Here is a 24,205-nt window from a genome sequence, read left to right as displayed (position 1 = left end):
ACCTCCGGCGAACACTACGGCGCGGTGCTCAATCTGGATTTCGATTATATCAACTACCTGGACGAACTGAAAACCCACGGCCTCAATCTCACGAGAACATGGACAGGTACTTACCGTGAAACCACTGCATCCTTTGAAATCACGGATAATACTCTCGCCCCCCTCCCCAACCGTTACCTCTGTCCATGGGCACGCAGTACCACACCCGGTTACTTCGATGGTGGTAACAAGTTCGACCTCACAAAATGGGATGACGGCTATTTCAAACGCCTGAAAGACTTCCTGACCCAGGCTTCAAAGCGGGGCATAGTGGTCGAACTGAACCTCTTTTGCCCTAACTACGACGATACCCTCTGGAAGGCGAATCCAATGAACGCCGCCAACAACATCAACGGGATTGGAGACTGTCCCGGCACTGAGGTCTACACGCTGAAACACAAGGACCTTGTTGCCGTCCATGAGGCGGTTACCCGGAAGATTGTGCAGGAGTTGCGCGGCTTCGACAATCTCTATTATGAAGTGTGCAATGAACCCTACTTTGGTGGAGTATCTTTGGAATGGCAACACCATATCGTGGACTTGATTGTGGAAACAGAAAAAGAATTCCCATACAAACACCTGATATCAATGAACATCGCCAATGGCCGGGCGAAGGTCATGAATCCTGACCCAAATGTTTCCATTTTCAATTTTCACTACTGTGTTCCCCCGGACGTTGTTGAAATGAACTACGGTCTGAACAGGGTTATCGGAGAAAACGAAACCGGGTTCCGGGGGAAAGCGGATGTAACCTACCGTACAGAGGGCTGGGAATTCATCATTGCCGGTGGGGGCTTGTATAATAATCTGGACTATTCCTTTACACCCAGACATGCCGACGGATCGTTCCTGGATTACAAGTCACCCGGCGGCGGCAGCCCTGAATTGCGTAACCAACTCAGTATCCTCAAGGACTTTATCAACAGTTATAATTTCATTCGCATGGCCCCAGAGAATGATGTCATTAAAGGGAGAGTCCCGGAGGAAGCATCCGTCCGGGCATTGGTTGAACCGGGTAAACAGTATGCGATCTACATCAATGGGGGCAAACAGGCTGATCTTACACTGGACCTCCCGGTGGGAACGTATGCCATCGAATGGGTGGATACCAAAACCGGAAAAATAGTCGGAAAAGAGAAGCTGCGGCATACAGGAGGAGAGACAGTAATGCGATCACCGGAATACTCCGAGGATATTGCGCTTCGAATAAAGGCGCAGCAATAATTATAATCGCACATAACCTGAGTAGCTCGACGGATACAGGGATGGCTTGAAACCACTTAAAAATATGGGGGGATAGTAATTCACTCCACGAGGCTCTCTTGACATATCAGGTTATTTTCAGTAAATTTCAATAGTCTTATTTCCGATGTTTTTTTCAGGGAGACGATACGTGGACGGTCGGTATTCAATGGGCATTTTACTCGTTATTGCCGGTCTTGTGCTTGTTTTTGCCGGACTTGTCGTGCTGTTCATCGATAAGATTCCCATAATCGGGCGACTTCCGGGAGATATCAATATTTACGGTAAAAACTGGAGTTTTCATTTCCCTGTCGTTACCGGTCTGATCATCAGTCTCATTTTAACCATCATCATCAACATCCTTTTCAGGCGATAGCTTTCCTTGAACCTTGCTGAATACGACTATAATCTCCCTGTGGAACTGATTGCCCAGAAACCGCCGGAAGTCCGGGACCAATCACGGCTCATGGTTCTGCCGGAGGGAAATCATCCCGTCCTGCACACCACATTCACCAACCTCCCGGAGTTTCTGCGAAAAGGCGATCTTCTCGTTGTCAACGATACCCGTGTTTTTCCCGCCCGTCTGGTCGGCACCAAAGAAAACACCGGCGCGGAGATAGAAATATTCCTGCTCCGTCCGTACGGAGACGGTACATGGGATGCTCTTTCCCGCCCTGCGAAACGACTCAAGGAGGGTACGGTCATAGATTTTGGTAACGGAGCTCTTCGGGCCGTAATCGTTGAAAAAGGTGCGGATGGCCGGGTACGGACAGAGCTTTCATCGGATATGGATATCGACGAGGCACTGGAAAAACTCGGAAAAACTCCTCTGCCTCCTTATATTAAACGTGAGCCGGAGGATTTCGATCGTGAACGGTACCAGACCGTATACGCGAAAGAACGCGGCGCAGTGGCTGCTCCCACGGCTGGTCTGCATTTTTCAGGGATTCTCCTCGATAAACTGGCTTCGATGGGTGTCGAAAGAGCCGCTGTGACGCTTCATGTCGGTATCGGAACATTCAAACCCTTGACCGAAGATGAGGCACGCAGCGACCGGCTCCATAGCGAGTACTGTATCGTTACGGAAACCACGGTCGATAAAATCAGGAGCTGCCGCTCCGGAAAAGGCCGCGTTGTTGTCGTGGGCACAACAACCGCACGAGCGCTTGAAACGGCATCTTCATCCGGGGCGCCGGAGTCATACGAGGGATGGACCGATCTTTTTATCAAGCCTCCTTACCGTTTCAGGTCGGTTGATGCACTGATAACGAACTTTCATCTGCCCCGATCGAGCCTCCTGGTTCTGGTGAGTGCTTTTACCGGAAGAAACCGTATTTTAAACGCCTACCGGGAGGCCGTAAGTAAACAATACCGTTTTTATTCATACGGAGATGCGATGCTGATTTTCGGAGGGAAAGCATGAAAACCGGTGCGGTCATTGTCGCCGGTGGGCGCGGAACACGCATGGGATCGGATACTCCCAAGCAGCTCCTCAACCTTGGCGGGATACCAATTCTGGAACGAACGCTCCGGCCTTTTATCAACAGCCCGGAAATAAACTGCATTGTTATAGTTGCAGAAAAGAGCATTTTTGAGCATATTAGAGGATTCATCGGAACAACTTTACCGGTTAACAAACCGGTAATGGTCGTGCAAGGAGGCCCGGAACGTCAGGATTCCGTTTTAAACGGCATACAGGCGCTCGATGAGGATACCGACATCGTGGTGATTCACGATGCGGTGAGGCCGTTTATCACCGAGGACCTCATCTCGGCCTGCATTCACGGCGCAGAATCGTACGGAGCGGTTTCTGTCATGAGACCTCTGAAAGAAACGGTGAAAGTAGTGCAAGACGGCATGGTTGTAAAAACGCCCGACCGATCGACGCTCAGGATTACCCAGACACCTCAGGCATTCAGGAAAGAACTTATTACAGAAGCGCACGCCCAGGCCGGCGAGGACGGTTTTATCGGAACCGACGATTGCATGCTTGCGGAGCGTATGGGAATTCCGGTTTATATTATCGAAGGAAACGACATGAATATTAAAATAACGACTCCGGCTGATCTTGTCATAGCGGAAGCCATGCTGAAACTGTTTGAAAACGGGGGAATATCATGCTGAGAATCGGTCATGGATATGACGCCCACCGGCTGGTCGAAGGAAGGGAGCTGATCCTGGGCGGAGTGCATATCCCCTGGCATACGGGCCTGCTGGGACATTCGGACGCCGATGTGCTTTCCCATGCAATCGGTCATGCGCTGCTCGGCGCAATGGGCCTCGGCGATCTTGGCGAGAATTTTCCCGATACCGATCCATCGCTGAAAAATATACGCTCAACAGAGATTCTGCACCGGATTGCCGGCTTGATTTATGAACATAATGCCGAAATCATTTCTATCGATTCGACAATCGTCGCCCAGGAACCAAAACTGTCGCCATACAAGAAAGAAATGATCCATAATATCGCTGTCGCCCTCGGCATCACGGAAAACCAGGTTTCGGTAAAAGCCACAACAACCGAAGAAATGGGTTTCACCGGCCGTAAAGAGGGTATTGAAGCCCATGCTGTCTGTATCGTAGAGGATATTTCATAATGAATATTGCTGTCTTTAAAGGGGGCTCGTCCAGAGAACGAGAGGTTTCCCTCATGAGCGGGGATTCGATATACGCTGCCTTGCAGCAGGCGGGACACACGGTAACGGCCTATGATGTGGCATGGGAAGGTAAAAACACCCTGCTACCCGCCATCGATGAAATAGTACGAAAGAGAATCGATGTCGTATTTCTTGCGCTTCACGGCGGTCTCGGGGAAAACGGGGGCATTCAGGGTCTCCTCGAAGCCGCAGGAATACCGTATACCGGCTCAGGAATAACTGCGAGCGCTGTCGCCATGGATAAGGATTTATCAAAAGCCATCTTCAGGTATCACGATATTCCGACAGCTCCATGGATTGCGGGAAGTCCGGAAACCATCACGCCCTCTCGCGTTTTAGCGGATATCGGTTATCCCTGTGTTGTCAAACCTGCTGATCAGGGCTCGACAATCGGCGTTGTCGTGGTTCGTGACCCGTCCCGTCTCGAAGAGGCTATCGCCACGGCATCGCCTTACACGGAAAAAGTCATGGTCGAGCAGTATATTTCGGGTAAGGAGCTTTCGGTTCCCATTCTCGGTGAAACAGCGCTGCCGGTGATCGAAATACGGCCATCGCACGAGATATACGATTACACATGCAAATACACATCCGGAATGAGCGAGTATTTTGTTCCGGCTCCCATACCTGCCAACCTTGCAGAGGAAATCACCGGATACGCATTGAAAGTGTTCGCTGTCCTTGGGCTCCGTGATATTGCCCGGATCGATTTCCGTCTCGACGCTGATGGCCGGCCTCTCTGTTTCGAGGCAAACACGCTTCCCGGAATGACAAACACAAGCCTTGTTCCCAAATCGGCGGCAAAAGCGGGAATCGACTTCCCCGGCCTTGTCACCAGAATTACTGAACAGGCTTACCAACGGAAAGGGAAAGCCGCAGATGGCGCTTAAAATATTCAATACGCTCAACCGGAAAAAAGAGGATTTTATCCCGATACACGGCAGAAGGGTCAATTTTTATGCCTGCGGTCCGACCGTATATGATTATTTCCACATCGGAAATGCGCGCCCGCTCATCATGTTCGATGTTTTCAGGCGGTATCTGGAATACCGTGGGTATGAAGTAAATTATATCGTCAACATCACCGATGTCGATGATAAAATCATCAACCGGGCTGCAAAGGAAGGTGTCAATTTCAAGGCGATAGCCCGCACCTATACGGACGCTTTTTTCGAGGGCGCAGAAAAACTCGGCGTAAGACCGGCGACTGTCCACCCGCGCGCGACCGATAACATCGACGGTATGATTCATCTTATCCGACTTCTTATCGACAACGGTCATGCATATGTGGTCGATAAGGACGTTTATTATGATATCTCGTCTTTTCCCGGTTACGGTAAACTGTCGGGCCGTGACATCGAACAGATGCAGGCCGGAGCCCGCGTCGATGTGGACGAGCGGAAACGAAATCCCCTCGATTTCGCTCTCTGGAAGGCGGCAAAACCCGATGAGCCTTCATGGGACAGTCCATGGGGACCGGGACGCCCCGGCTGGCATATCGAATGCTCGGTCATGTCCATGCGGTATGGTGACGGTACGCTCGATATTCATGGGGGAGGGCAGGACCTCATCTTCCCTCATCACGAAAATGAAATTGCACAGTCAGAAGGGGCCACAGGGAAACCGTTCGCCAAATACTGGATTCATAACGGCTTTCTCGATATAGAAGGCGAGAAGATGTCGAAATCGCTCGGCAATTTCCTCACGGTGAAGGATATACTCGTAAAATACGATCCCATGGCTATCAGGGTGTTTTTCCTGCTCAAACATTACCGTTCTCCGATCGATTTTTCGGAAGAACGTATCATGGAAGCTCAGGCGGCGCTGGAACGGTTGAGGAATGCATATCGCAGGATGAACTATATTCTGGATAAATACAGCGGCGGTGCAGCGGAAAAAAAAGAATCTCCCGAAGAAATCACCCTGCTCAGGGCCGGATTCGAGGATGCGATGGATGATGACTTCAATACGGCGCGTGCGATGGGATACCTGTTCGATATAGCAAAAGGCGTCAATTCGGTCGATGAAGCTGACACTACAGTTCCGGCTTATATGAAAGCGGCAAAGGAAGTGTTCGATACCCTCGGTACCTCAGTATTCGGGATTACCTTCTCCGAAGCCGGTGTCAATGCGGATTCTAAAGTTGATGAGCTTATCGGTCTGGCGGTCGAGATACGCCCCGGAATACAAAAGGACTACTTCGATAACCGTAGTATCGATGATATCATGAACTCCATCATTGAAACCCGCAGCGAAGCCCGTAAGCAGAAAAACTGGAAGCAGGCGGACATCATCAGAGACCGGCTCAGGGATATCGGTATCGTTCTCGATGATTACGCCGGGGGTACTTCGTGGAAATGGAGCTGATCGATTATCCGACAGATTCTCCGGAATAATCGCAGTAAAGCAAAGAAAGGGCGGCATCTGGAGGTGTCGCCTTTTTCTTTTCCGGGAATACCGAATAAAAAAGGGACGGCGTAAAAAACCGTCCCTTTGAATTTCATGGAACATGCTGATTACTTTACAGCTTTTTTCTTCTGTGTCACATGGAGGTACCACTCGCAGAGAAGCGGAGCCGCCACATAAATTGACGAATAGGTACCCGTTACGATACCGACAAGCATCGCGAACGAAAAATCATGGATCACCGCACCGCCGAACATGAAAAGTGCCAAAACGGTCAGCAGTGTTGTAAATGCTGTGATAACAGTACGGGACAGGGTTTCGTTGATCGCATTGTCAATTGTGGCAAAATAACCCTCCTGAACACCCTTGCGCAATTTCTCCCTGATTCTGTCATAAACCACAATGGTATCGTTGAGCGAGTATCCGATGATAGTCAGGATAGCCGCAACGATGGTGAGTGAAATCTCCTTCCCCAGAAGAGAGAACAGCCCGATCGTAACGAGCACATCATGAATAAGAGAAAGTATGGCGCCGATCGAGTACTTGAACTCAAACCTGATGGACATATATATGACGAGCATGATGAGTGAGAAGAAAATCGCCCATAATGCCTGTCCTTTCAACTCTGAGCCTATGCTCGGTCCGACCATCTCCTCGCGGAGAATCCAGTCCTGCATGTTCGAGGGGAGACTGTCTTTTAAAGAGGTACGGAGCGATTCCTTGACCTTTTCAGATGTTTCATGCATATCGCCTACTTTAACAATCCGTATAAGCACATCTTCTTTCTGATCGCCAAGAAATTTGATCTCGCTTGTTGAAAGATCGGTGCCTTTTACATCAACGGTCCCGAGAGCATCACGGATTGCGGCAACAGTAACCGGTTTGTCGAAATGGAGCTCAAGCAGCGAACCGCCGAGAAAATCAATGGAGTATTGGGGCCCGCCATGGGCAAAAAGCGAAATAATTCCGGCCAGTATAACAACACCCGACACTATATATGCTTTTTTCCGGAAGGACACAAACGGGAAGCTGGGTTTACTGAACAAAGCGAAAACACCAAATGTTTTTCCGGAAAAGTTAAACTTGTGGGAAAGAATATCATATATAACTTTTGTAATAAACAGACAGGTAAACACGGAAGCAACGATACCGACCATGAGCGTCAGTGCAAATCCCTTGATCGGACCGGTGCCGAAATTATAGAGGATAATACCGGTAAGAAATGTGGTGATATTCGAATCGAGAATCGTCCAGCGGGCGCGGAGAAAACCGTTATTAATCGCAACCCGCGCGGTATTTCCGAGCCGCAGTTCCTCGCGGATGCGCTCATACACAAGTACATTTGCATCAACCGCCATACCGATAGTCAGGATGATGCCTGCAATACCGGGTAGTGTAAGAGTCGCCCTGAAATACGCCAGATAAGCGATAATGAACAACATGTTGAGGATCAATGCGAAAACCGCAACTACACCCGCAAAATAGTAGTACACTATCATAAAAACAACTACAGAACCGAATCCGATAAGAAGCGCGATGCGGCTCTGACGGATCGAATCAGCTCCCAGTGATGGCCCGACAGTCCTGTCCTCGATGACATTTACGGAAGCGGGGAGAGAACCGGCACGAAGAACAATCGCAAGGTCACGGGCTTCTTCGTTGGTAAAACTGCCCGATATCGATGAGGTGCCGCCGTAGATTTTTTCACGGACGACAGGAGAGGAAAACAGGGTATTGTCGAGGACAATCCCTATCCGCTTGCCGACATTATTACCGGTAATCCGCGCCCATTCCCCGGCGCCTTCGCTCGTCGATTCCATCTGAATTTGAGGTTGACCTGCCTGAAGACCGCCACCCATGACAACACGGGCATCCGCGACCATTTCGCCGGTCATCTCATTAGCCGCATTAACCACATAAAGAGCACGCATGTCATCCTGGCGTTCATTCTCGGGTCCCCATAACAGCATTACCCCGTTTTTCTCAAGTATTTTCTGAACTTCAGGATCTTTCAGGTACGCTTCCACCCGCGGAACATTATCCATATCAACAAGGATATTAAAACTTGGAATACCGCCAATCTGCTGATATTTAAACAGACTGGTGAATTTTTTGGTTTCTGTCCCGGGCTGTTTTCCCTCTTCGAACAGACCCGTTTTGGTAGTGTCCGCAACAGCCGTCGAATCGTGTGCTCCGGAAAGGTAGAGGTCCAGCTTGTCAGTGATGAATTTGATATCTTCGTCTGACTTGAGGAGCTTGAATTCGAGCCGGGCCGTTTTCCCGATGAGATTTTTGGCACGTTCCACATCACTCATACCGGGAAGCTCGATAATTATTCGCTTTTCCCCCTGCTTCTGAACGACGGGCTCGGTCAGACCGAACTGGTCGACACGGTTGGTGATAACTGTCATGACCTTATCGACCGCATCAGGAATGTCTTTCTCTGCCAGACCGGCAGTATCGACCTCCATAACAAGATGAATCCCTCCCTGGAGGTCGAGCCCGAGATTTAACGCCTTGTTTTTCAGCTTCTCCAGTATCCCGGGATCCATTGTGCTCCATGTACTCTTGGAGGAAAAGTAACGTACTGTGGGAACAATCTCCCAGACGGAGAACAGAACAAGTGCGGCTATTATAGCCACTTTCCAGCCGATTGAATATTTCTCCTTGCGGCTTGATCTCAATTTCACGCTTCTTTGAACCATGTTGTCTCAGCCCTCTTTTCTAATTATGAAGCAGTGCCAGCATATCACGCACAGCTCTGTCCAAACCAACATATATGGCTCGCGCCATGATTGAATGACCTATATAATAACCTTTGATTTCATGAATTTTAGTAACCTTTAAGATATTCTTATAGGTAAGCCCATGACCAGCATGAACCTCAAGTCCCTGCCGTTCGGCCCGAACGGCTCCCTCTCTCAGAGCCGCAAGGTGTTTTTCCGTTTCTTCAGGATTTTTTGCAAGAGCATATTCCCCCGTATGCAACTCCACACAATCAGAGCCGACTGTCTTTGACATATCGATCTGCTTCGGATCGGGATCGATAAACATGCTCGTGACGATTCCGTGTGTTTTCAGGTGTTTAACCATCCGTGTCAGTTTTTCCCTGTTTCCGACAACATCCAGCCCTCCTTCAGTGGTGATTTCCTGCCTCTTTTCCGGCACGAATGTAACCTGATCCGGAACGATTTCAACTGCGATAGAGAGCATCTCCTCGGTGGCTGCCATTTCAAGGTTAAACGGAAGATTGACAACCTTCCTCAGGATACGGATATCACGATCGGAGATGTGACGGCGGTCTTCCCTGAGATGTGCCGTAATGCCGTGCGCACCGGCCAGTTCAACAATTCCTGCCGCAAAAACAGGATCAGGCTCATTCGTTTTCCTTGACTCACGTATAACAGCCACATAATCAATATTGACGCTTAAATGCATACCGTATCTCACCTCCGGATTTCACCACGAGTTCATTCAAATCCTCTGGTAAATCCTCTGGTATGACATGTTCAACATGTTTGCGCCGGATCACCGAACAGATCCTGGATCGCCAAAAGAACATCATCGATGGACGGGATTCCCTGTTCCCCTCCAATGACAATTCTGCCATAACGGCCACGGGGTCCATAAACCCTGAAATCACTGGCAATAAATATTCCAATGGTAGGGCGATTGAGCGCCACCGATACATGCATCGGCCCCGTATCGCCGCTTATAAACAGATCACAGTGCTCGATAACTGCGGCCATCTGACCTACGGTCACATTTTCGAGTACATCCAATGAAGTCTGCGATAACTCCCTGATTGAAACAATTGTCTTTTTATCGCCAGGTCCCCCGATAACGACAATCCTTGCCCCCGTCTGCGATACGAGCGTGTCAATAAGACCTGCAAAATTACGGGCGCCCCATTTCTTTCTGCCTCTGCCGCCGGGATGAATTATAAAAAAAGAATCAAACTCGGTAATTTCATGTTCTATCAGCCATTCTTCCGCAAAGGTGCGATCCATATCGGTAATATAATATGCCATCGAGTATTCGGGAATCCCGGGCGCAATGCCCTTTACGATCCCAAGCATCGCATCCGCCATATGAGTCCCTTCCGGGGGAGGCGGTAAAAGGATATTTAAAAACGACTCCGCATCTTTTCTGTCATATCCGAGCCTGTACCGCGCCCCGCTGAAACATGTCAAAAGCACGTTATTCAGGGAAAAATGATGCCCATCGGAAACATCGACAGCACAATCATATCTCATTTGTTTCAGTCGCCTTATCAACTTAATATAATTCAAAGGATTAATACGGGATCTTTTTTTTTCAAACAGGATAATCCGATCTACGCATGGATTGTTTTCAAGAACTTCCTCAAAGCCCTCCGATATTAAAACATCTATTCCTGCATCCGGAAATGCAGCTTTCAAACCGCTGATAAGCGGAGTCATAAGAACAAGATTACCGAGTCTTGAATCCTGTCTGACCAGCAGAATCCGGCTGATCGTTTCACGGTTGAACTCTTCCGGTTTTACAGGATTTGTGTTGATAAACAGCGCAAAGACTTTTCTTATGATGTTCTTGAAAAAAATCTCAAGACGCTTGGCGATTCTCACAGATTCACCTTATCTTTGACACCGGATGACATCACTGCTTCAACTTTACCGTTTTTTTCAAAAAATATGAGCGTTTCAACATTACCGAGACTTTCGGCAAATGCAAGACCTTTCTCAGGTCCCAGAACAAAAATTGTAGTTGAAAGAATATCCGCATCCATTGCATTCTCCGCCCAAACCGTGACAGAAATACACCCCCGTGCGGGGTAACCGTTCGATGGGTCAAGAATATGATGGTAACGAACTCCGTCCTTGATAAAGAATCGCTCATAATCACCCGACGTGGCAACCGTGGGAAACGGCATGGTATCGATCATAATTGTTCTGCTCAACCTCGGATGTCTGACACCGATGACCCAGTCGGCATTGCCGGGTTTCTTACCGAAGTAATAGATATCGCCGCCAGCATTGACAAGACCGGATTTAACACCGTTTTCCTTCAGAACGGCAACCATTCTGTCGACTGCATAACCTTTTGCAACCCCTCCAAGATCGAGCCTGGTTTCGGGATTCCCGAACCTTATATGATGATCGTTTAATTCAACATGGGAAAATCCCACCGACCTGAGTTTTTCCTGTATATCCCGCATGTCAGGAATATGTCCGTCGCCTTCAAAATCCCACAGCCATTTGACCTGGGCAATGGTCGGGTCAAACGCGCCTCCGGATAACTCGTAAAAATACCGGGACCGCTCCAGAACCCGCCATAAATCATCACCGACCGTCCATTCCGAAACGTCCTTCGAAGCGTTTATTTTCCAGAGCTCGCCGCTTCCCTTGAGCGGTTCCATAATGTGTTCGATACGGACGCCCTCGTCAAATGCTTTTTTTAGAAGACTTTCACCTTTCGTCTTGTCGGAATAAAATATCTTGATCGTGACACTCGTGTCCATGAGGAACTGAGTCGCCTCGACAAGCCGGGGTGTTGACCAGAACCATCCCCCGCTCACAATCCCCATAAACACTAAAAAAACAAACAGAAAGCATGTCACTCCTGACTTCATATTTTTAAAAGACACTATATGCATAAACCAGTTTATCATACTACGGAACCATTTCAGAAACGACGATCAATAAGAGCAGCGAGGAAATCACTCAGCTCATCCTGGGCTTTCCTGTTTTCAAACCGCAGTGAAATATCACGCGCCTTGTCAGCATAATCACGGGCACGCTGTACCGCATACTCGATACCGCCGTTGCTCCGGACAAGCGATAAAAGCTCTTTGACGGTTTTTTCGCTGCCGAAAAGCAATTTTTTGATTTTTTCCTGTTTAAAATCTCTCAGCGTATAAATAAGCGGCAGAGTCATTCGACCGGCCATGACATCCATAAGTCCCGGTTTACCCATGACATCGACATCGCCCATATAATCAAGGGTATCATCGACAATCTGAAACGCTGTTCCGACACACTCGCCGAGTTCGCGTCCCCATACACGTTCAATGCCCGATGCACCCGACAGCATGACTCCGAGCTCACCCGAAGCTGCAAACAGTGATGCTGTCTTATCGCCAACGATTGACAGGTAGGTTTCCTCATCAATTATGCCGCTTGCAAGAGAATCCCTTATTTCACCGCGGATCATGCGTTCGACTGAATTGATAACAACAGATACCGCTCCGGGAGCATCGATCTCATGAGACATCATAAGAGCCCGGATAAAAATATAATCCCCCGACAATACTGATACTTTGTCGGAATATCGTGCATTGAGCGTTTCCATGCCGCGTCTCAACCCGGAACCGTCAAGGACATCATCGTGGTGCAGGGAAGCGACATGTATAGCCTCAATAACCATCGCAGCCCTGTACAGAGATTCCCTTGACCCGCCGGCAAGAGATGCTGCATGTGCCATCAAAGCGGGTCTGGTCCCTTTTCCGTGGATTGAGAATACCTGTTCCAGTATTACATCAACATCAGGATCGGAGGAAAAGAACTCGCTTCTCATTCCCGAATACAGTTCGGGAATAATTTCCGATAAAATACCGTTACCGACACTCATTATTATATCTATTGCTAAAAGTTTGGATATTATAAGCTTATATAACCAATAAAATGGTTCGGCAATACCTTGTTTTACAAACACAGCACACAATTTGAAACTTTTAGATAAGTTTAGAAATATATGAAATATGAACATTTATGTCAAGGATTATGCACGTTGAGAGGCTTATTTCAAACGAGGGGATTTACCGGAGATATCAATAGGTTGTAACAGTCCGATCCAGTCATTCGGTATTACGAACACAATACTGAATACAGGAAATCCATGTTACCAATTTATTAATGGAATAATACACTATTTTTCACACAGCTGCTCAACAAATTCTCTGACTTTTTCCTCGTATAAAGCAAAGTTTGCGCGATTGAGTTCCTTCGCCATCAACCCGAGCGTCGCAATCGGTCTGCTGCCTGTCAATTCAGCGAAAGAGGCAAAAAACTTCTCCTGTTTTGAAAACCAGTTCGTGCAGAAAATTGCGTTCCGTTTTATCCTGCCCTCGTATTGTGTCAGATAGGTACGGATTGCCGGTGTCATGCTGCCGAAACCCCATAAGGGCGAGCCCAGAATAACCATATCGTAAATTGTGGGGTCTTTCATGGAAGGCTCGATGTCGGTAAGATTTTTTCTGATAGCGTCACGTCCCGAGATGAGGAAGTTGAAAAATCCGGACCGCTTTTTCCTGTCAACCACCCGCTCGATATCCGCACCCAGGAGTGCCGCGATATCTTCTGCCACACGCTTCGTGTTGCCACCTTGCGTTGTGTACACTACCAGCACGTTCATTCCTGTCCTTACAGGCGTTTTAACAATAATACGCCTGTTTGTCTGATTGTCCATATTTTACATTCCCCGGATATATTCCAATTTCGTCCATGATAAAAAGAACTGTATAAAACAATGCCATCGACATCAGCAACACTGCTGTTACATTCATACAACCGGTTAATTCCTGATACTCAATCATTATAGAAGTGTTTTCTTCCCCGCTATTCGTGCAACAAGAACGCTTATTTCATACAGAAACAAGAGCGGGATCGCCATGATTATCTGGCTCGCGGGATCGGGAGGCGTAAAGATTGCAGCAACAACAAATATTATAACTATGGCATATTTACGATACTTTGTCATCCATGTATATTTAATAATGCCAATTTTAGCCAGAATGAAGGTAATCAGCGGCATCTCGAAAATGACACCGAACATAATCGTAAATCTGAGCATTTTACTGATAAAGTCGCCGATGGTAAGCATAAACAGAACTTTTTCAATTTTGAACGTTTTTACAAACTTGAGAAAAAACGGAATAATGATGAAATATGCCAGCGACGCCCCGATTAAAAAACTGAGGGTTGCGATATAGACCAGGGGAAGAATCCATTTCTTTTCCCGCTTGTACAGGCCTGGCGATACGAACGACCAGATAAAATACAGCACAAACGGCAGCGCCATGACAAGACCCATAAAAAAAGCCGTCTGCAGCCGTATCATGATCGGCTCCATGATCCCCGTATATATGAGCGGAAGTTCCGCCTGCTCGGCGAGATGAGTGATTGTGGAAATGAACATATCGGATAAAAACCAGCCGAGAATCATCCCGATTGTCACTGCAAATATCGATTTGAGGAGTGCCCATCGAAACTCTTCGAGATGATCGAGAAACGGCATCTCTGTGGGATCGGGTTCTTCTTCCTTGGGTTTTTCACCATTTAAACCTCCCGATCCGCCTGAACTCCCGGAACTGACCGGTACCGTCTTCTGCGGGCTTGTTTCCAGGTGAGCGGTTCCCGGATAAGTTGTTACAAGAAGAGCATTATCAGCCGTCTGACTGTCAATGACTGCCCGGGAAGACAGGAGATGATCGGTATCGAGAGATGTCCAGTACGAATCGGTGACCCCGGGCGGTTTTTCAATATACCCGAGCGGGTGTATCGACACTCTCCTGCTGTCTGTGGCTACAGCGGCAAGCGTAACCGTTTTTCCGGCGGACTGATATGATGATGAGGGCGTCGTGTCCGGTTCGGGGAAGTTTATCTCAAAAAAACGCCGCGTATCAAAAACCGCCAGAGCACCGGGGTGTCCGTTCTTGTCTTCTTCCGCGGGAACGGAGGTTTCTTTTTTTCCGGACGTGGCGCTATAACCAGTTCCCGGTTCATAACCGGTATAATCATTGTAAGGATCATATTCATTCATGGCGGTACGATCTTGGGAAAATGTCCTCAGAAGCATTCCGGAGGCAAAAAAACAATTTAATTGTACATATCCATTCCCACATAACCCATAGCGCCGACAACCCTTATCGCTTTTTCGGGACATACCGGCAGGCAGAGGCCGCATCCGATGCATTTCAGGGGATCGATTTTATACGGTTGACCCGGCTCACCCGAAATACATCCCTTGACAGGGCATATCCCGGCGCATTTACCGTGTCCTTTGCATTTGGAATCGATCGACATATGGGGACGCTTGATTGCCTGGTCAATATAGGATTTCGTTGGACATTTATACTGTGCGAGAATAAGATTGATCGAGCTTCCATAGTCGATCGACGGCAGGTTATCCTTCAGCTCGATGGCATCACTTGCGCTGACCTTTACGCAGATACCGCATCCGATACATCCTACTGAACATACATCCTTGACCGCTTTTCCCTTTTCATGGGACGAACACGCAAGGTAGATCATCGTTGTATCGGGAAGGAGATCGAACAGGTGTTTGGGACATTCACGCACGCATGCGCCGCACGCGGTACATTTCAGCCTGTCAACTTTCGGAAGGCCATCCTCACCCATGGTGAGTGCACCAAATTTACACACAGTCACACATGAGCCATATCCGAGGCATCCGTACTCACATGCTTTTGGACCGCCTCCGAGCGCGACTGCTTTTCGGCAATCCCTGATCCCGTCATACACATACTTGTCCTTCGCCTTGTCTCTGGAGCCTGCGCAATGAAGGTACGCGACACGCCGAAGGGTTACGGTTTTCTCGAGCCCGAGCATTTCCGCGATTTTCTGGGCAACAGCCTGTCCGCCGGGAGCGCACAGAGTTGCCTGCGCACCTTTGAGAACAATCGCCTCCGCATATGCGGCACAGCCGGCATATCCGCAGCCGCCGCAGTTAGCGCCGGGGAGTGTTTCCTGAATCTTCTCGACAAGAGGATTGATTTCAACGGCAAACCGTTTTGATGCAAACGCAAGCGCGGCGCCTAAAACAAAACCGACTCCACCGAGAGTAATAAGTGTATATGATAATACCGGATTCATAGCGTCTCAGACAACTCCTACTTAAGGGACAAACCGCTGAATCCCATAAACGCAAGCGACATGATACTCGCCATGAGGAACGCAATGGGAATGCCCCTCAGCGGTTTTGGAATCTGTGCAAACTCGAGTCTTTCACGAAGTCCGGCCATAAGCACGAGCGCAAGTGTAAATCCGACACCCGAACCGAATCCCCGCACAAGGCTGTCGAGGAATGTGAATTTTTCATCTATATTCAAAACCGCAACACCAAGCACGGCGCAATTGGTCGTGATCAGGGGCAGATAAATCCCGAGCGCGTTATAAAGAAGCGGCGATGTCTTCTGGATGACCATCTCGACAAATTGCACGAGAGCGGCAATGATGATGATAAATGCTATCGTTCGCAGAAAAGTGAGATCGGTTCCTCCGATAATATTCGTTTGGGGATCGAGAAAATAGGCATATATGACCCATGTCGCGGCAGAGGCAACAGCCATGACAAAGGTAACGGCCATACCCATACCGATAGCCGAATCGAGTTTCTTGGACACGCCTATATACGGACAGATGCCGAGAAATTTGAGGAGAACGAAGTTATTGATAAAAATCGAAGCAATGATCAATATAAAGAAATGTCCGATATCCACCTCAAACTCCTAGTCACGTTTTTTACGCTGGTCAAGCCAGTTGAAAAAGCCTACCACATACCCGAGTGTCAAAAAGGCTCCCGGCGGCAGAATCATGACAAGCACCGGTTTATAAGAAGCCGGTAATACGGGGAATCCATAAAACGATCCATTCCCCAGAAATTCCCGTATCGTGGATATCAGTATAAGGCTCAGGGTAAACCCTATACCCATACCGAGACCATCGATAACTGAATAGAAAACATTGTTTTTGGATGCAAAAGCTTCAGCACGGCCGAGAATGATACAGTTCACCACGATGAGCGGAACAAAAATTCCGAGTGATTTGTGGAGCGCCGGGGCGTATGCCTGCATGAGCATTTCCACAATCGAAACAAAGGTGGCGACAATAACAATGAATATAGGGATTCGAATCTTCTTTGGCACCATGTTCCGGACAAGCGAAATGAAGAGGTTGGAGCTCACGAGCACCATCGTGGCTGCAACACCCATTCCGATGCCGTTTTCCACCGAGGTTGACACCGCAAGAGTCGGGCACATTCCGAGAACAAGCCTGAATACCGGATTTTCCTTATAGAGGCCTTTCGTAAATTCGCCGATTATGTTCATGATGCGCCTCCGACGAGTCCCATGAGTTTTTTTAATCCGGCATTAATGGAATTTGTCACTGTACGTGAAGAAATGGTCGCGCCGGTGATGGCATCGATCGTACCGCCGTCCTTAACAACCTTGAGATCATCCTGAACGGTTTTACCCTTGAACTGACGGGGAAACCATGGATCGGAATCGCCGTGCCTGATTTCAATCACCTTAGCGCCGAGACCGGGTGTTTCCTGCTGAGACAGTACTTTTACACCCACAATTTTTCCGTTCGTGTCGACGCCGACCATAGATGATATGACCGATGAATATCCCGTTCCCTGAGCTTTGAAAATATATCCGCCAATTTCCTGTTTCCCCGCATCACGGTAAGCGACCCAGTACGGAAAATCACCGTCCTTGTTCTTTTCCTCGTATCCTCCCGCCATATCGGGCAGTACTTCCGCCAGAGCATTCCGTTCTTCGGCAAGCCTGTTTTCGGTGATGAGCGGGGCTGTCTTGATACTGACATACGCCAGTGCGCCACCGGCCACGAGAGAATAAACCATGAGGATTATACCGAATTTCATGAGATCACGCACGAGCCTTCACCTCCCCGAACACTTTCGGCTGCGTATAACGGTCTATGAGCGGCACGGTAAGATTCATGAGGAGGATGGAAAAACTGACGCCCTCCGGATAGCCGCCGATAAGCCGGATGATTACCGTTATCGCACCGCACCCGGTTCCGAAAATAAGCCGTCCCATCGGGGTAACCGGGCTTGTTACCATATCGGTCGCCATAAAAAACGCCCCGAGGAAAACACCGCCCGAGAGAATGTGGAACAGCCATGGCCCGGTAAAAAATCCCTCGTAGCCGCCGAATATCCAGCTCAGCAGGGCAACCGACCCGATGAAAGAAAACGGAATTCTCCACCCGATATACCGTTTGTAGAGAAGAAATGCGGCGCCGACAAGCAGAAGCATCGCGGAGGTTTCACCCAGGCATCCGGGTACGCGGCCGATAAAAAGGTCCATCAGAGAACCCTGGATATCCGCCATTTTTTCACCGGCATTGACAATCGTATCGATATTGTTCGAAAACATATCGCTGTTCTTCAGCACCTTCATTGTTTCTTTCAGGATTCCGAGGGGTGTAGCAACCGAAACAGCATCGGGGACAGCCATACCCCGCGGGGCGGTCCATGTCGTTGTCATTTCGACCGGCCAGCTCAGGAGGAGAAAAACACGGGCGAGAAGAGCGGGATTAAGTGGGTTGTAACCGAGCCCGCCGAAAGTCATCTTGCCAACACCAATAGCAAAAACACCACCGATTACGGGAATCCACCACGGTACACCGGCGGCGAGATTGAAAGCCAGAAGTATTCCCGTAACGATTGCGCTGCCATCACGGATGGTGAGCTGTTTTCCGGTAAGTTTCCCGATTATCCACTCCGCCGCGACGCAGCTGATCACTGAAATCACGGTAATCACGAGCGCCCGGAATCCGAAAAAGTAAATACTACCGGCCAGCGCAGGCAGCAGCGACAGAATCACCGAAAACATGATTATCGGGATGGTGGTCCTGTCCCTGAGATGAGGGGAACCGCTTACGGTAAACAATCGGGTCATCTATTCAGTACTCCCACGGGGAAAAAAATACTCATGAAGATTTCACCGCTGCGTTCTGTTGTTCACGGGCTTTCTGTTCCGCCTGTTCTTTTGCCCGGATTTCAGTAAGCTTAGCTTTGCCGAATTTTATATTCTCAACGAGACGCCGTTTAGTCGGGCATATATATGTACAGCAGCCGCATTCAATACAATCAAGCGCGTGATACGCTCTGACATTTTCCCACTGCTCGAACTCAACAAATGTGGCGAGCGCCGTTGGAACAAGCTTCATGGGGCACACATCGACGCACATACCGCACGAAATACACGGTTTTTCTTCTCCCAAGTCCGCTTCGGAGTCTTCCATAACCAGAATACAGGAAGTACCCTTGACAACAGGTACATCGTCGGTATACTGGGCAATCCCCATCATCGGTCCACCCATGATGAGTTTAGCGGCTTTTTCGGTATATCCACCGGCCTGCTCTATCAGGCGGGCGAATGTGTCTCCCAGCCTTGCAAGGACATTCACCGGCTCTATGACCCCGCGCCCTGTTACGGTCACTACCCGCTGTATGAGCGGCCGTCCACATGCAACCGCTTCATATACCGCAACTGCTGTTCCAACATTCTGTACGACGCACCCCACATCCATCGGCAGACCTCCTGCAGGAACCTTGCGACCTGTTACAGCGTTAATTAGCTGCTTTTCGCCCCCCTGCGGATATTTTACCCTGAGCCCTATAACCTTGACTCCCTTGAGGTCTTTTACCGCATCACGCATTATCCTGATGGCATCCGGTTTATTCTGCTCGATTCCGATATACGCTCCCGAACAGCCAAGCACAGCCATGAGGATTTTAAGACCCCCGACAATATCAGCAGGATTCTCGATCATGAGCCGGTGGTCACATGTGGCATAAGGCTCACATTCGACACCGTTGAGAATGAGCGTATCGACAGGTTTTTCTTTTGGCGGGGATAATTTGACGTGCGTAGGGAATGCGGCGCCCCCGAGTCCGACTATACCGGCGGAACGGATAGCACTGCGCATTTCATCCGGCGACATGGAAGAGACATCACGGTTTGTATCGAGACCATCGGCCCACTCATCGCTGCCATCACCTTCGATGACCACGCTCATTATTTTTGAACCCGCCGGGGAAAGCCGCGGTTCAATTGCTGCTATCGTTCCGGAAATACTGGCATGAACGGGAGCCGACACAAATCCGCCCGCTTCAGCAACGATCTGGCCTTTTTTTACAGCCTGACCTTTTTCCACGATCACTTTCGCCGGAGCACCGAGGTGCTGTCGCACCGGCAGAACAACTGTCGGGGGTACAGGCGCTGTTTTTATAGAGCACGAACTGCTGAGTGATTTGGAGTCATCGGGATGAACTCCACCCTTGAATGTCCCTGCCATTCATTCTCCTGATATCAAAGTACAGGACGATGCAGAAGAGCTGTAGAGAGCTATTCGTAAAGTGTTAAAAATATTTAACCATTATAGTATAGTCAAGTATTTTCAGATATTCCGTATCTTTTTACCGTGTAATGGTGCAGAATTTATTGTTCCTGCGCAATCGAAAGAAAACACCAACTGGAAGAGGCTGTCAGTTATATTCTCTCTTGAGGCGCGCAGCTTTCCCATGGAGCTTTCTCAGATAAAATAATTTCGATCTTCGAATCTTTGTCGAGTGGTTCTTTTTTATTGATGCAATCATCGGTGAGTTGATAGGAAAAATCCTTTCGACACCGACACCGGCAGAAATCTTCCTGATAGTAAACGTCTCGGATACACCGGCTCCGCGACGTTGAATAACAGTACCGGAAAAAACCTGAATCCTTTCTTTATCTCCTTCCACAACACGAACATGGACATCGATATTGTCACCGGTACCGAAATCGGGAAGATCAGTTCTTACCTGATTTTTCACCGCGTCTTCAATCTGTTTCATGGTACTCCTCGCTTATAGTAAAAAATTGTATTTATGATTGCTTTCGACTCTTCAACAAGTCGGGACGACGTAATCTGGTTCGATTCAGTGATTGTTCATTTCGCCATTTTTTTATCTGGGCATGATTCCCGCTCATAAGCACTTCGGGTACTCTGATCCCCTCGAATATTTCCGGCCGCGTATACCACGGGCAATCGAGCAAACCATTCTGGAACGAATCTTCAATCCCGCTTTCAAAATCGTTCAGAACCCCCGGAATGAGGCGCACGACAGTGTCTATCACAACCATCGCCGCGGCGTCACCGCCCGATAAAACATAATCGCCCACACTCAGCTCATCGGTTACATACAGCTCCCTGAACCGTTCATCGACTGCTCTGTAGCGACCGCAGACAAGAATAATCTCATCGAGCATGCTCAGTTCATTCGCCCAGGACTGATCAAAACATCTCCCCTGGGGAGTAAGGAATATGACCGGCGGTCGCCTGCCTTCGGAAAAAGGTTCGGTCGATTTCAGGCTTGCGGCAAGAACATCGGGTTTCATTACCATCCCTGCGCCGCCGCCATAAGGCGTATCATCGACGGTGAGGTGACGGTCAAGGGCTGAATCCCTGACATTTACAACATGTATTCTGAACAGATTTTTTTCAATCGCCCGCCTGATGATGCCATACTGGACGAAGGATTCCACCATTCCGGGGAAAATTGTCAATACATGAACCGACAGTCCACGCATTTCATACTTTTCCTTTCGGATATAACGGTAATCCTTCAGGAATACGAACTGTCATTCGTTTTCCGCTCACATCGACATCGAGCACATATTCCTTGACAGCAGGTACCATTACATCACAATCCTTCATGCCGACAACGATGATATCCTGAGCCGGATACCGCTCAATACGAATCACCGTACCGATTTTCCCCCCAGCTGCATCATATACATCCATTCCTTCAAGATCGAATATATAGAAGCTGTCGTCCGATAATGGAGCCACATCATCCCGTGTGATGCAAATGAAGGCTCCCTTGAAGGTTTCTGCAGCAGTACGGTCATTTATTTCTTTCAGTTTTACGATAACCGCCGTACCGGATATTTTCGTATACTCTACTTCATAAGCGGCAACTACACCATCCCTGAACTCGATATATACAGTCCGCATATTTCCGAAACGCCCGGAAAAATCGGAAAGGGACATCACGTTCAGTTCACCCTTCAATCCCCGGGGTTTTATAATGCGGCCGACAGCCACGAGCCTGTCCGAGGATGTGAAACCTGTTTCAGGCTTCCGAACTGCCCTTTGATTCTCCGGCGCCGATGGCTTCTTCTTTCTTTCCCGCATCTGATTTGATATCCGCTTTTGAACCTGCCTTACTCATGTTAAAGGCCTGTACAATTCCTTCTCTGCGCAAGAGGCCTTCTGCCGTTTCGGACATCGTTGCACCCTTGTTAAGCCATCCGACAACCTTTTCCCGGTCAACTTTAAATTTAAACGGTTCTTCCATAGGATCATAGTAGCCGAGAATCTCAAGAAACCTGCCATCCCTCTGGTAACGTGAATCTGCTGCCACAAGTCGGTAAAAGGGACGTTTCCGTGATCCCATTCTTCTCATCCGTAACCTGACTGGCAAATTAAAACCTCCTCCGATTATTATGTGTGGTAACGCAGTACAAGACTTCAGTAATCCTGATTATTTATACTATCTTCAATATTTTCACATCAAAATATTTTATAAAAAACAAATCTGTGTAAATTCGTCCGATTCGCGTAAATTCGCGTTCATTTTTTTATTCTTCTGCAGAGATCGTGTTAAAACGGCATACGTAAACCATGTGGGGATTTCATTCTCCCACCCATGTGAGGCATCTTTTTCATCATTTTCTGCATCGAAGTAAATTGCTTGAGAAGATTGTTAACATCCTGGAGAGATGTTCCCGAACCAAGCGCTATCCGCCTCCTTCTCGAACCGTCTATGATATGGGGCCTTTTCCGTTCTTCGCTTGTCATGGACAGTATGATAGCTTCTACGCGTTTGAGTTCATTCCCCTGTAAATCTATTCCTTTCATCATCTTCCCGATACCGGGTATCATCCCCAGCAGCTGGTCTATCGGGCCCATCTTCTGAATCTGTTTCAACTGGTCGAGAAAATCATCGAGCGTCAAACCGCTTGTCCGTATTTTCTCCTGAATCTCGAGTGCCTTTTTCTCATCAACGAACGTCTGCGCCTTTTCCACAAGCGAGACAATGTCTCCCATCCCGAGAATTCGTGATGCATACCGCTCCGGGTAAAATACCTCGAATGCATCAATCCGTTCGCCTGTTCCAACAAAAAGAATCGGTTTCCCGGTGACATGACGGATCGAAAGTGCGGCGCCGCCGCGTGCATCGCTGTCCAGCTTGGTAAGAATCACTCCGTCAAACTCTATATAACGGATGAAACCTTCCACGGCATTCACCGCATCCTGTCCTGTCATTCCATCGGCAACAAATAACGTATGCTGCGGATTTAATACATTCCGTACACCGGAAAGCTCTTCCATCATCTCGTTATCAACATGGAGACGGCCGGCGGTGTCCAAAATCAACAGATCAGCGCCGGATGTATTCAATGCATCCACTGCGCCGGATGTAATCGCGACAGGATCGGTACTGTCATTTTCAAAGAACATTATCGAATTATTCCTTGCAAGAACGCGCAACTGATCAATAGCGGCGGGTCTGTGAACGTCAACACTTGCAACAAGCGGTTTACGTCCATGACTGCGGAAATAATTCGACAGTTTCGCCACGGTTGTGGTTTTTCCGGAACCCTGAAGACCACAGACCATGATAATTTCACGGGGACCTTTTATTGTCAGATGAACCGCCTGTCCTCCAAGAAGTGTAACAAGCTCATCATGAACAATTTTAACGACCATCTGTCCCGGGGTGATGCTTTCGAGAACCTCTCTCCCCATGGCTTTTGATTCGACGATCTGAATGAAATGCTTGGCGACCTTGAAATTTACATCCGCTTCGAGCAACGCCCGACGAATATCACGAAGAGCATCCCCGATGTTCTTTTCAGTGAGCTTTCCCTGTCCCCGAAGAGACCTGAAAATCGACTCAAGCTTCTCTGTAAGGTCGTTGAACATTTAAATCCCTGTGAAACAAAACCTGTATCCGTTAATAATAACACAGTCTTTTAATATACTTAATTATTATTTCAAAGGCAA

The 24,205-nt window shown here is 48.5% G+C and carries 25 protein-coding genes; 7 read left to right on the top strand and 18 right to left on the bottom strand.

The window, feature by feature from the left end; translation table 11 throughout:
* The 7 genes from LLG96_19470 to cysS all read left to right on the top strand — a co-directional run.
* Positions 1 to 1,263: DUF6298 domain-containing protein (locus LLG96_19470; GenBank protein ID MCE5252386.1), on the top strand; the 1,263-nt coding region annotated here is incomplete at its 5' end.
* Positions 1,264 to 1,432: 169 nt separating this feature from the next.
* On the top strand, positions 1,433 to 1,657 hold the full coding sequence (locus LLG96_19465) for a DUF2905 domain-containing protein (protein MCE5252385.1): 225 nt from the start codon (positions 1,433 to 1,435) through the stop codon (positions 1,655 to 1,657).
* Positions 1,658 to 1,663: 6 nt separating this feature from the next.
* Positions 1,664 to 2,704, top strand: coding sequence for a tRNA preQ1(34) S-adenosylmethionine ribosyltransferase-isomerase QueA (gene queA, locus LLG96_19460; GenBank protein MCE5252384.1), 1,041 nt, complete (start codon positions 1,664 to 1,666; stop codon positions 2,702 to 2,704).
* Positions 2,701 to 3,405 carry a 2-C-methyl-D-erythritol 4-phosphate cytidylyltransferase gene (gene ispD, locus LLG96_19455; protein MCE5252383.1) on the top strand — a complete coding sequence of 235 codons (705 nt, stop codon included), beginning with the start codon at positions 2,701 to 2,703 and terminating at the stop codon, positions 3,403 to 3,405. The genes queA and ispD overlap by 4 nt, the downstream gene beginning before the upstream one ends.
* Positions 3,402 to 3,878, top strand: coding sequence for a 2-C-methyl-D-erythritol 2,4-cyclodiphosphate synthase (ispF, locus tag LLG96_19450; protein ID MCE5252382.1), 477 nt, complete (start codon positions 3,402 to 3,404; stop codon positions 3,876 to 3,878). Before ispD ends, ispF begins: the two co-directional genes overlap by 4 nt.
* Positions 3,878 to 4,825, top strand: coding sequence for a D-alanine--D-alanine ligase (locus LLG96_19445; GenBank protein MCE5252381.1), 948 nt, complete (start codon positions 3,878 to 3,880; stop codon positions 4,823 to 4,825). Before ispF ends, LLG96_19445 begins: the two co-directional genes overlap by 1 nt.
* Positions 4,815 to 6,302, top strand: a complete 1,488-nt coding sequence (gene cysS, locus LLG96_19440) for a cysteine--tRNA ligase (protein ID MCE5252380.1) — start codon at positions 4,815 to 4,817, stop codon at positions 6,300 to 6,302. Before LLG96_19445 ends, cysS begins: the two co-directional genes overlap by 11 nt.
* Positions 6,303 to 6,451: 149 nt before the next feature.
* Here the strand turns inward: cysS and secD are convergent, their stop codons facing one another.
* From secD to ffh, 18 genes are all read right to left on the bottom strand, one after another.
* On the bottom strand, positions 6,452 to 9,046 hold the full coding sequence (gene secD, locus LLG96_19435; protein ID MCE5252379.1) for a protein translocase subunit SecD: 2,595 nt from the start codon (positions 9,044 to 9,046) through the stop codon (positions 6,452 to 6,454).
* A 19-nt stretch (positions 9,047 to 9,065) separates the two neighbouring features.
* On the bottom strand, positions 9,066 to 9,779 hold the full coding sequence (locus LLG96_19430) for a pyridoxine 5'-phosphate synthase (protein ID MCE5252378.1): 714 nt from the start codon (positions 9,777 to 9,779) through the stop codon (positions 9,066 to 9,068).
* A gap of 71 nt (positions 9,780 to 9,850) precedes the next feature.
* Positions 9,851 to 10,783 (bottom strand): glycosyltransferase family 9 protein, encoded by a 933-nt coding sequence (locus tag LLG96_19425; protein MCE5252377.1) that lies wholly within the window; start codon positions 10,781 to 10,783, stop codon positions 9,851 to 9,853.
* Positions 10,784 to 10,944: 161 nt separating this feature from the next.
* Positions 10,945 to 11,940: an FAD:protein FMN transferase gene (locus tag LLG96_19420; GenBank protein ID MCE5252376.1), complete on the bottom strand. Its 996-nt coding sequence runs from the start codon at positions 11,938 to 11,940 to the stop codon at positions 10,945 to 10,947.
* Between the two features lie 65 nt (positions 11,941 to 12,005).
* On the bottom strand, positions 12,006 to 12,950 hold the full coding sequence (locus LLG96_19415; GenBank protein ID MCE5252375.1) for a polyprenyl synthetase family protein: 945 nt from the start codon (positions 12,948 to 12,950) through the stop codon (positions 12,006 to 12,008).
* A gap of 297 nt (positions 12,951 to 13,247) precedes the next feature.
* Positions 13,248 to 13,787: a hypothetical protein gene (locus LLG96_19410; GenBank protein ID MCE5252374.1), complete on the bottom strand. Its 540-nt coding sequence runs from the start codon at positions 13,785 to 13,787 to the stop codon at positions 13,248 to 13,250.
* 126 nt (positions 13,788 to 13,913) lie between these two features.
* Positions 13,914 to 15,140 (bottom strand): twin-arginine translocase subunit TatC, encoded by a 1,227-nt coding sequence (gene tatC / locus LLG96_19405; protein MCE5252373.1) that lies wholly within the window; start codon positions 15,138 to 15,140, stop codon positions 13,914 to 13,916.
* A gap of 56 nt (positions 15,141 to 15,196) precedes the next feature.
* Positions 15,197 to 16,213 carry an RnfABCDGE type electron transport complex subunit B gene (locus LLG96_19400; GenBank protein ID MCE5252372.1) on the bottom strand — a complete coding sequence of 339 codons (1,017 nt, stop codon included), beginning with the start codon at positions 16,211 to 16,213 and terminating at the stop codon, positions 15,197 to 15,199.
* A gap of 17 nt (positions 16,214 to 16,230) precedes the next feature.
* On the bottom strand, positions 16,231 to 16,839 hold the full coding sequence (gene rsxA, locus LLG96_19395; protein ID MCE5252371.1) for an electron transport complex subunit RsxA: 609 nt from the start codon (positions 16,837 to 16,839) through the stop codon (positions 16,231 to 16,233).
* 9 nt (positions 16,840 to 16,848) lie between these two features.
* Positions 16,849 to 17,448, bottom strand: coding sequence for an electron transport complex subunit E (locus tag LLG96_19390; GenBank protein ID MCE5252370.1), 600 nt, complete (start codon positions 17,446 to 17,448; stop codon positions 16,849 to 16,851).
* A complete protein-coding gene (locus LLG96_19385; GenBank protein MCE5252369.1) occupies positions 17,445 to 18,020 on the bottom strand; it encodes an RnfABCDGE type electron transport complex subunit G in 576 nt (191 codons plus the stop codon). Before LLG96_19385 ends, LLG96_19390 begins: the two co-directional genes overlap by 4 nt.
* Positions 18,013 to 19,050: an RnfABCDGE type electron transport complex subunit D gene (locus tag LLG96_19380; GenBank protein MCE5252368.1), complete on the bottom strand. Its 1,038-nt coding sequence runs from the start codon at positions 19,048 to 19,050 to the stop codon at positions 18,013 to 18,015. The genes LLG96_19385 and LLG96_19380 overlap by 8 nt, the downstream gene beginning before the upstream one ends.
* A 31-nt stretch (positions 19,051 to 19,081) precedes the next feature.
* On the bottom strand, positions 19,082 to 20,452 hold the full coding sequence (gene rsxC, locus LLG96_19375) for an electron transport complex subunit RsxC (protein MCE5252367.1): 1,371 nt from the start codon (positions 20,450 to 20,452) through the stop codon (positions 19,082 to 19,084).
* A gap of 190 nt (positions 20,453 to 20,642) precedes the next feature.
* Positions 20,643 to 20,987 (bottom strand): 50S ribosomal protein L19, encoded by a 345-nt coding sequence (gene rplS / locus LLG96_19370; protein ID MCE5252366.1) that lies wholly within the window; start codon positions 20,985 to 20,987, stop codon positions 20,643 to 20,645.
* A 31-nt stretch (positions 20,988 to 21,018) separates the two neighbouring features.
* A complete protein-coding gene (gene trmD / locus LLG96_19365; GenBank protein ID MCE5252365.1) occupies positions 21,019 to 21,723 on the bottom strand; it encodes a tRNA (guanosine(37)-N1)-methyltransferase TrmD in 705 nt (234 codons plus the stop codon).
* A 1-nt stretch (position 21,724) separates the two neighbouring features.
* Entirely contained in the window at positions 21,725 to 22,330 is a 606-nt protein-coding gene (rimM, locus tag LLG96_19360; protein MCE5252364.1) for a ribosome maturation factor RimM, read from the bottom strand.
* The gene (rpsP, locus tag LLG96_19355) at positions 22,269 to 22,601 is read right to left on the bottom strand and encodes a 30S ribosomal protein S16 (protein MCE5252363.1); all 333 of its coding nucleotides are present in this window, start codon (positions 22,599 to 22,601) and stop codon (positions 22,269 to 22,271) included. The genes rimM and rpsP overlap by 62 nt, the downstream gene beginning before the upstream one ends.
* 197 nt (positions 22,602 to 22,798) lie before the next feature.
* On the bottom strand, positions 22,799 to 24,124 hold the full coding sequence (ffh, locus tag LLG96_19350; protein ID MCE5252362.1) for a signal recognition particle protein: 1,326 nt from the start codon (positions 24,122 to 24,124) through the stop codon (positions 22,799 to 22,801).
* Positions 24,125 to 24,205: the final 81 nt, after the last annotated feature.

The organism is bacterium (assembly GCA_021372535.1).
Classification (GTDB): Bacteria; Latescibacterota; Latescibacteria; order Latescibacterales; family Latescibacteraceae; genus JAFGMP01.
This window is presented reverse-complemented; position numbering and strand designations above follow the sequence as displayed.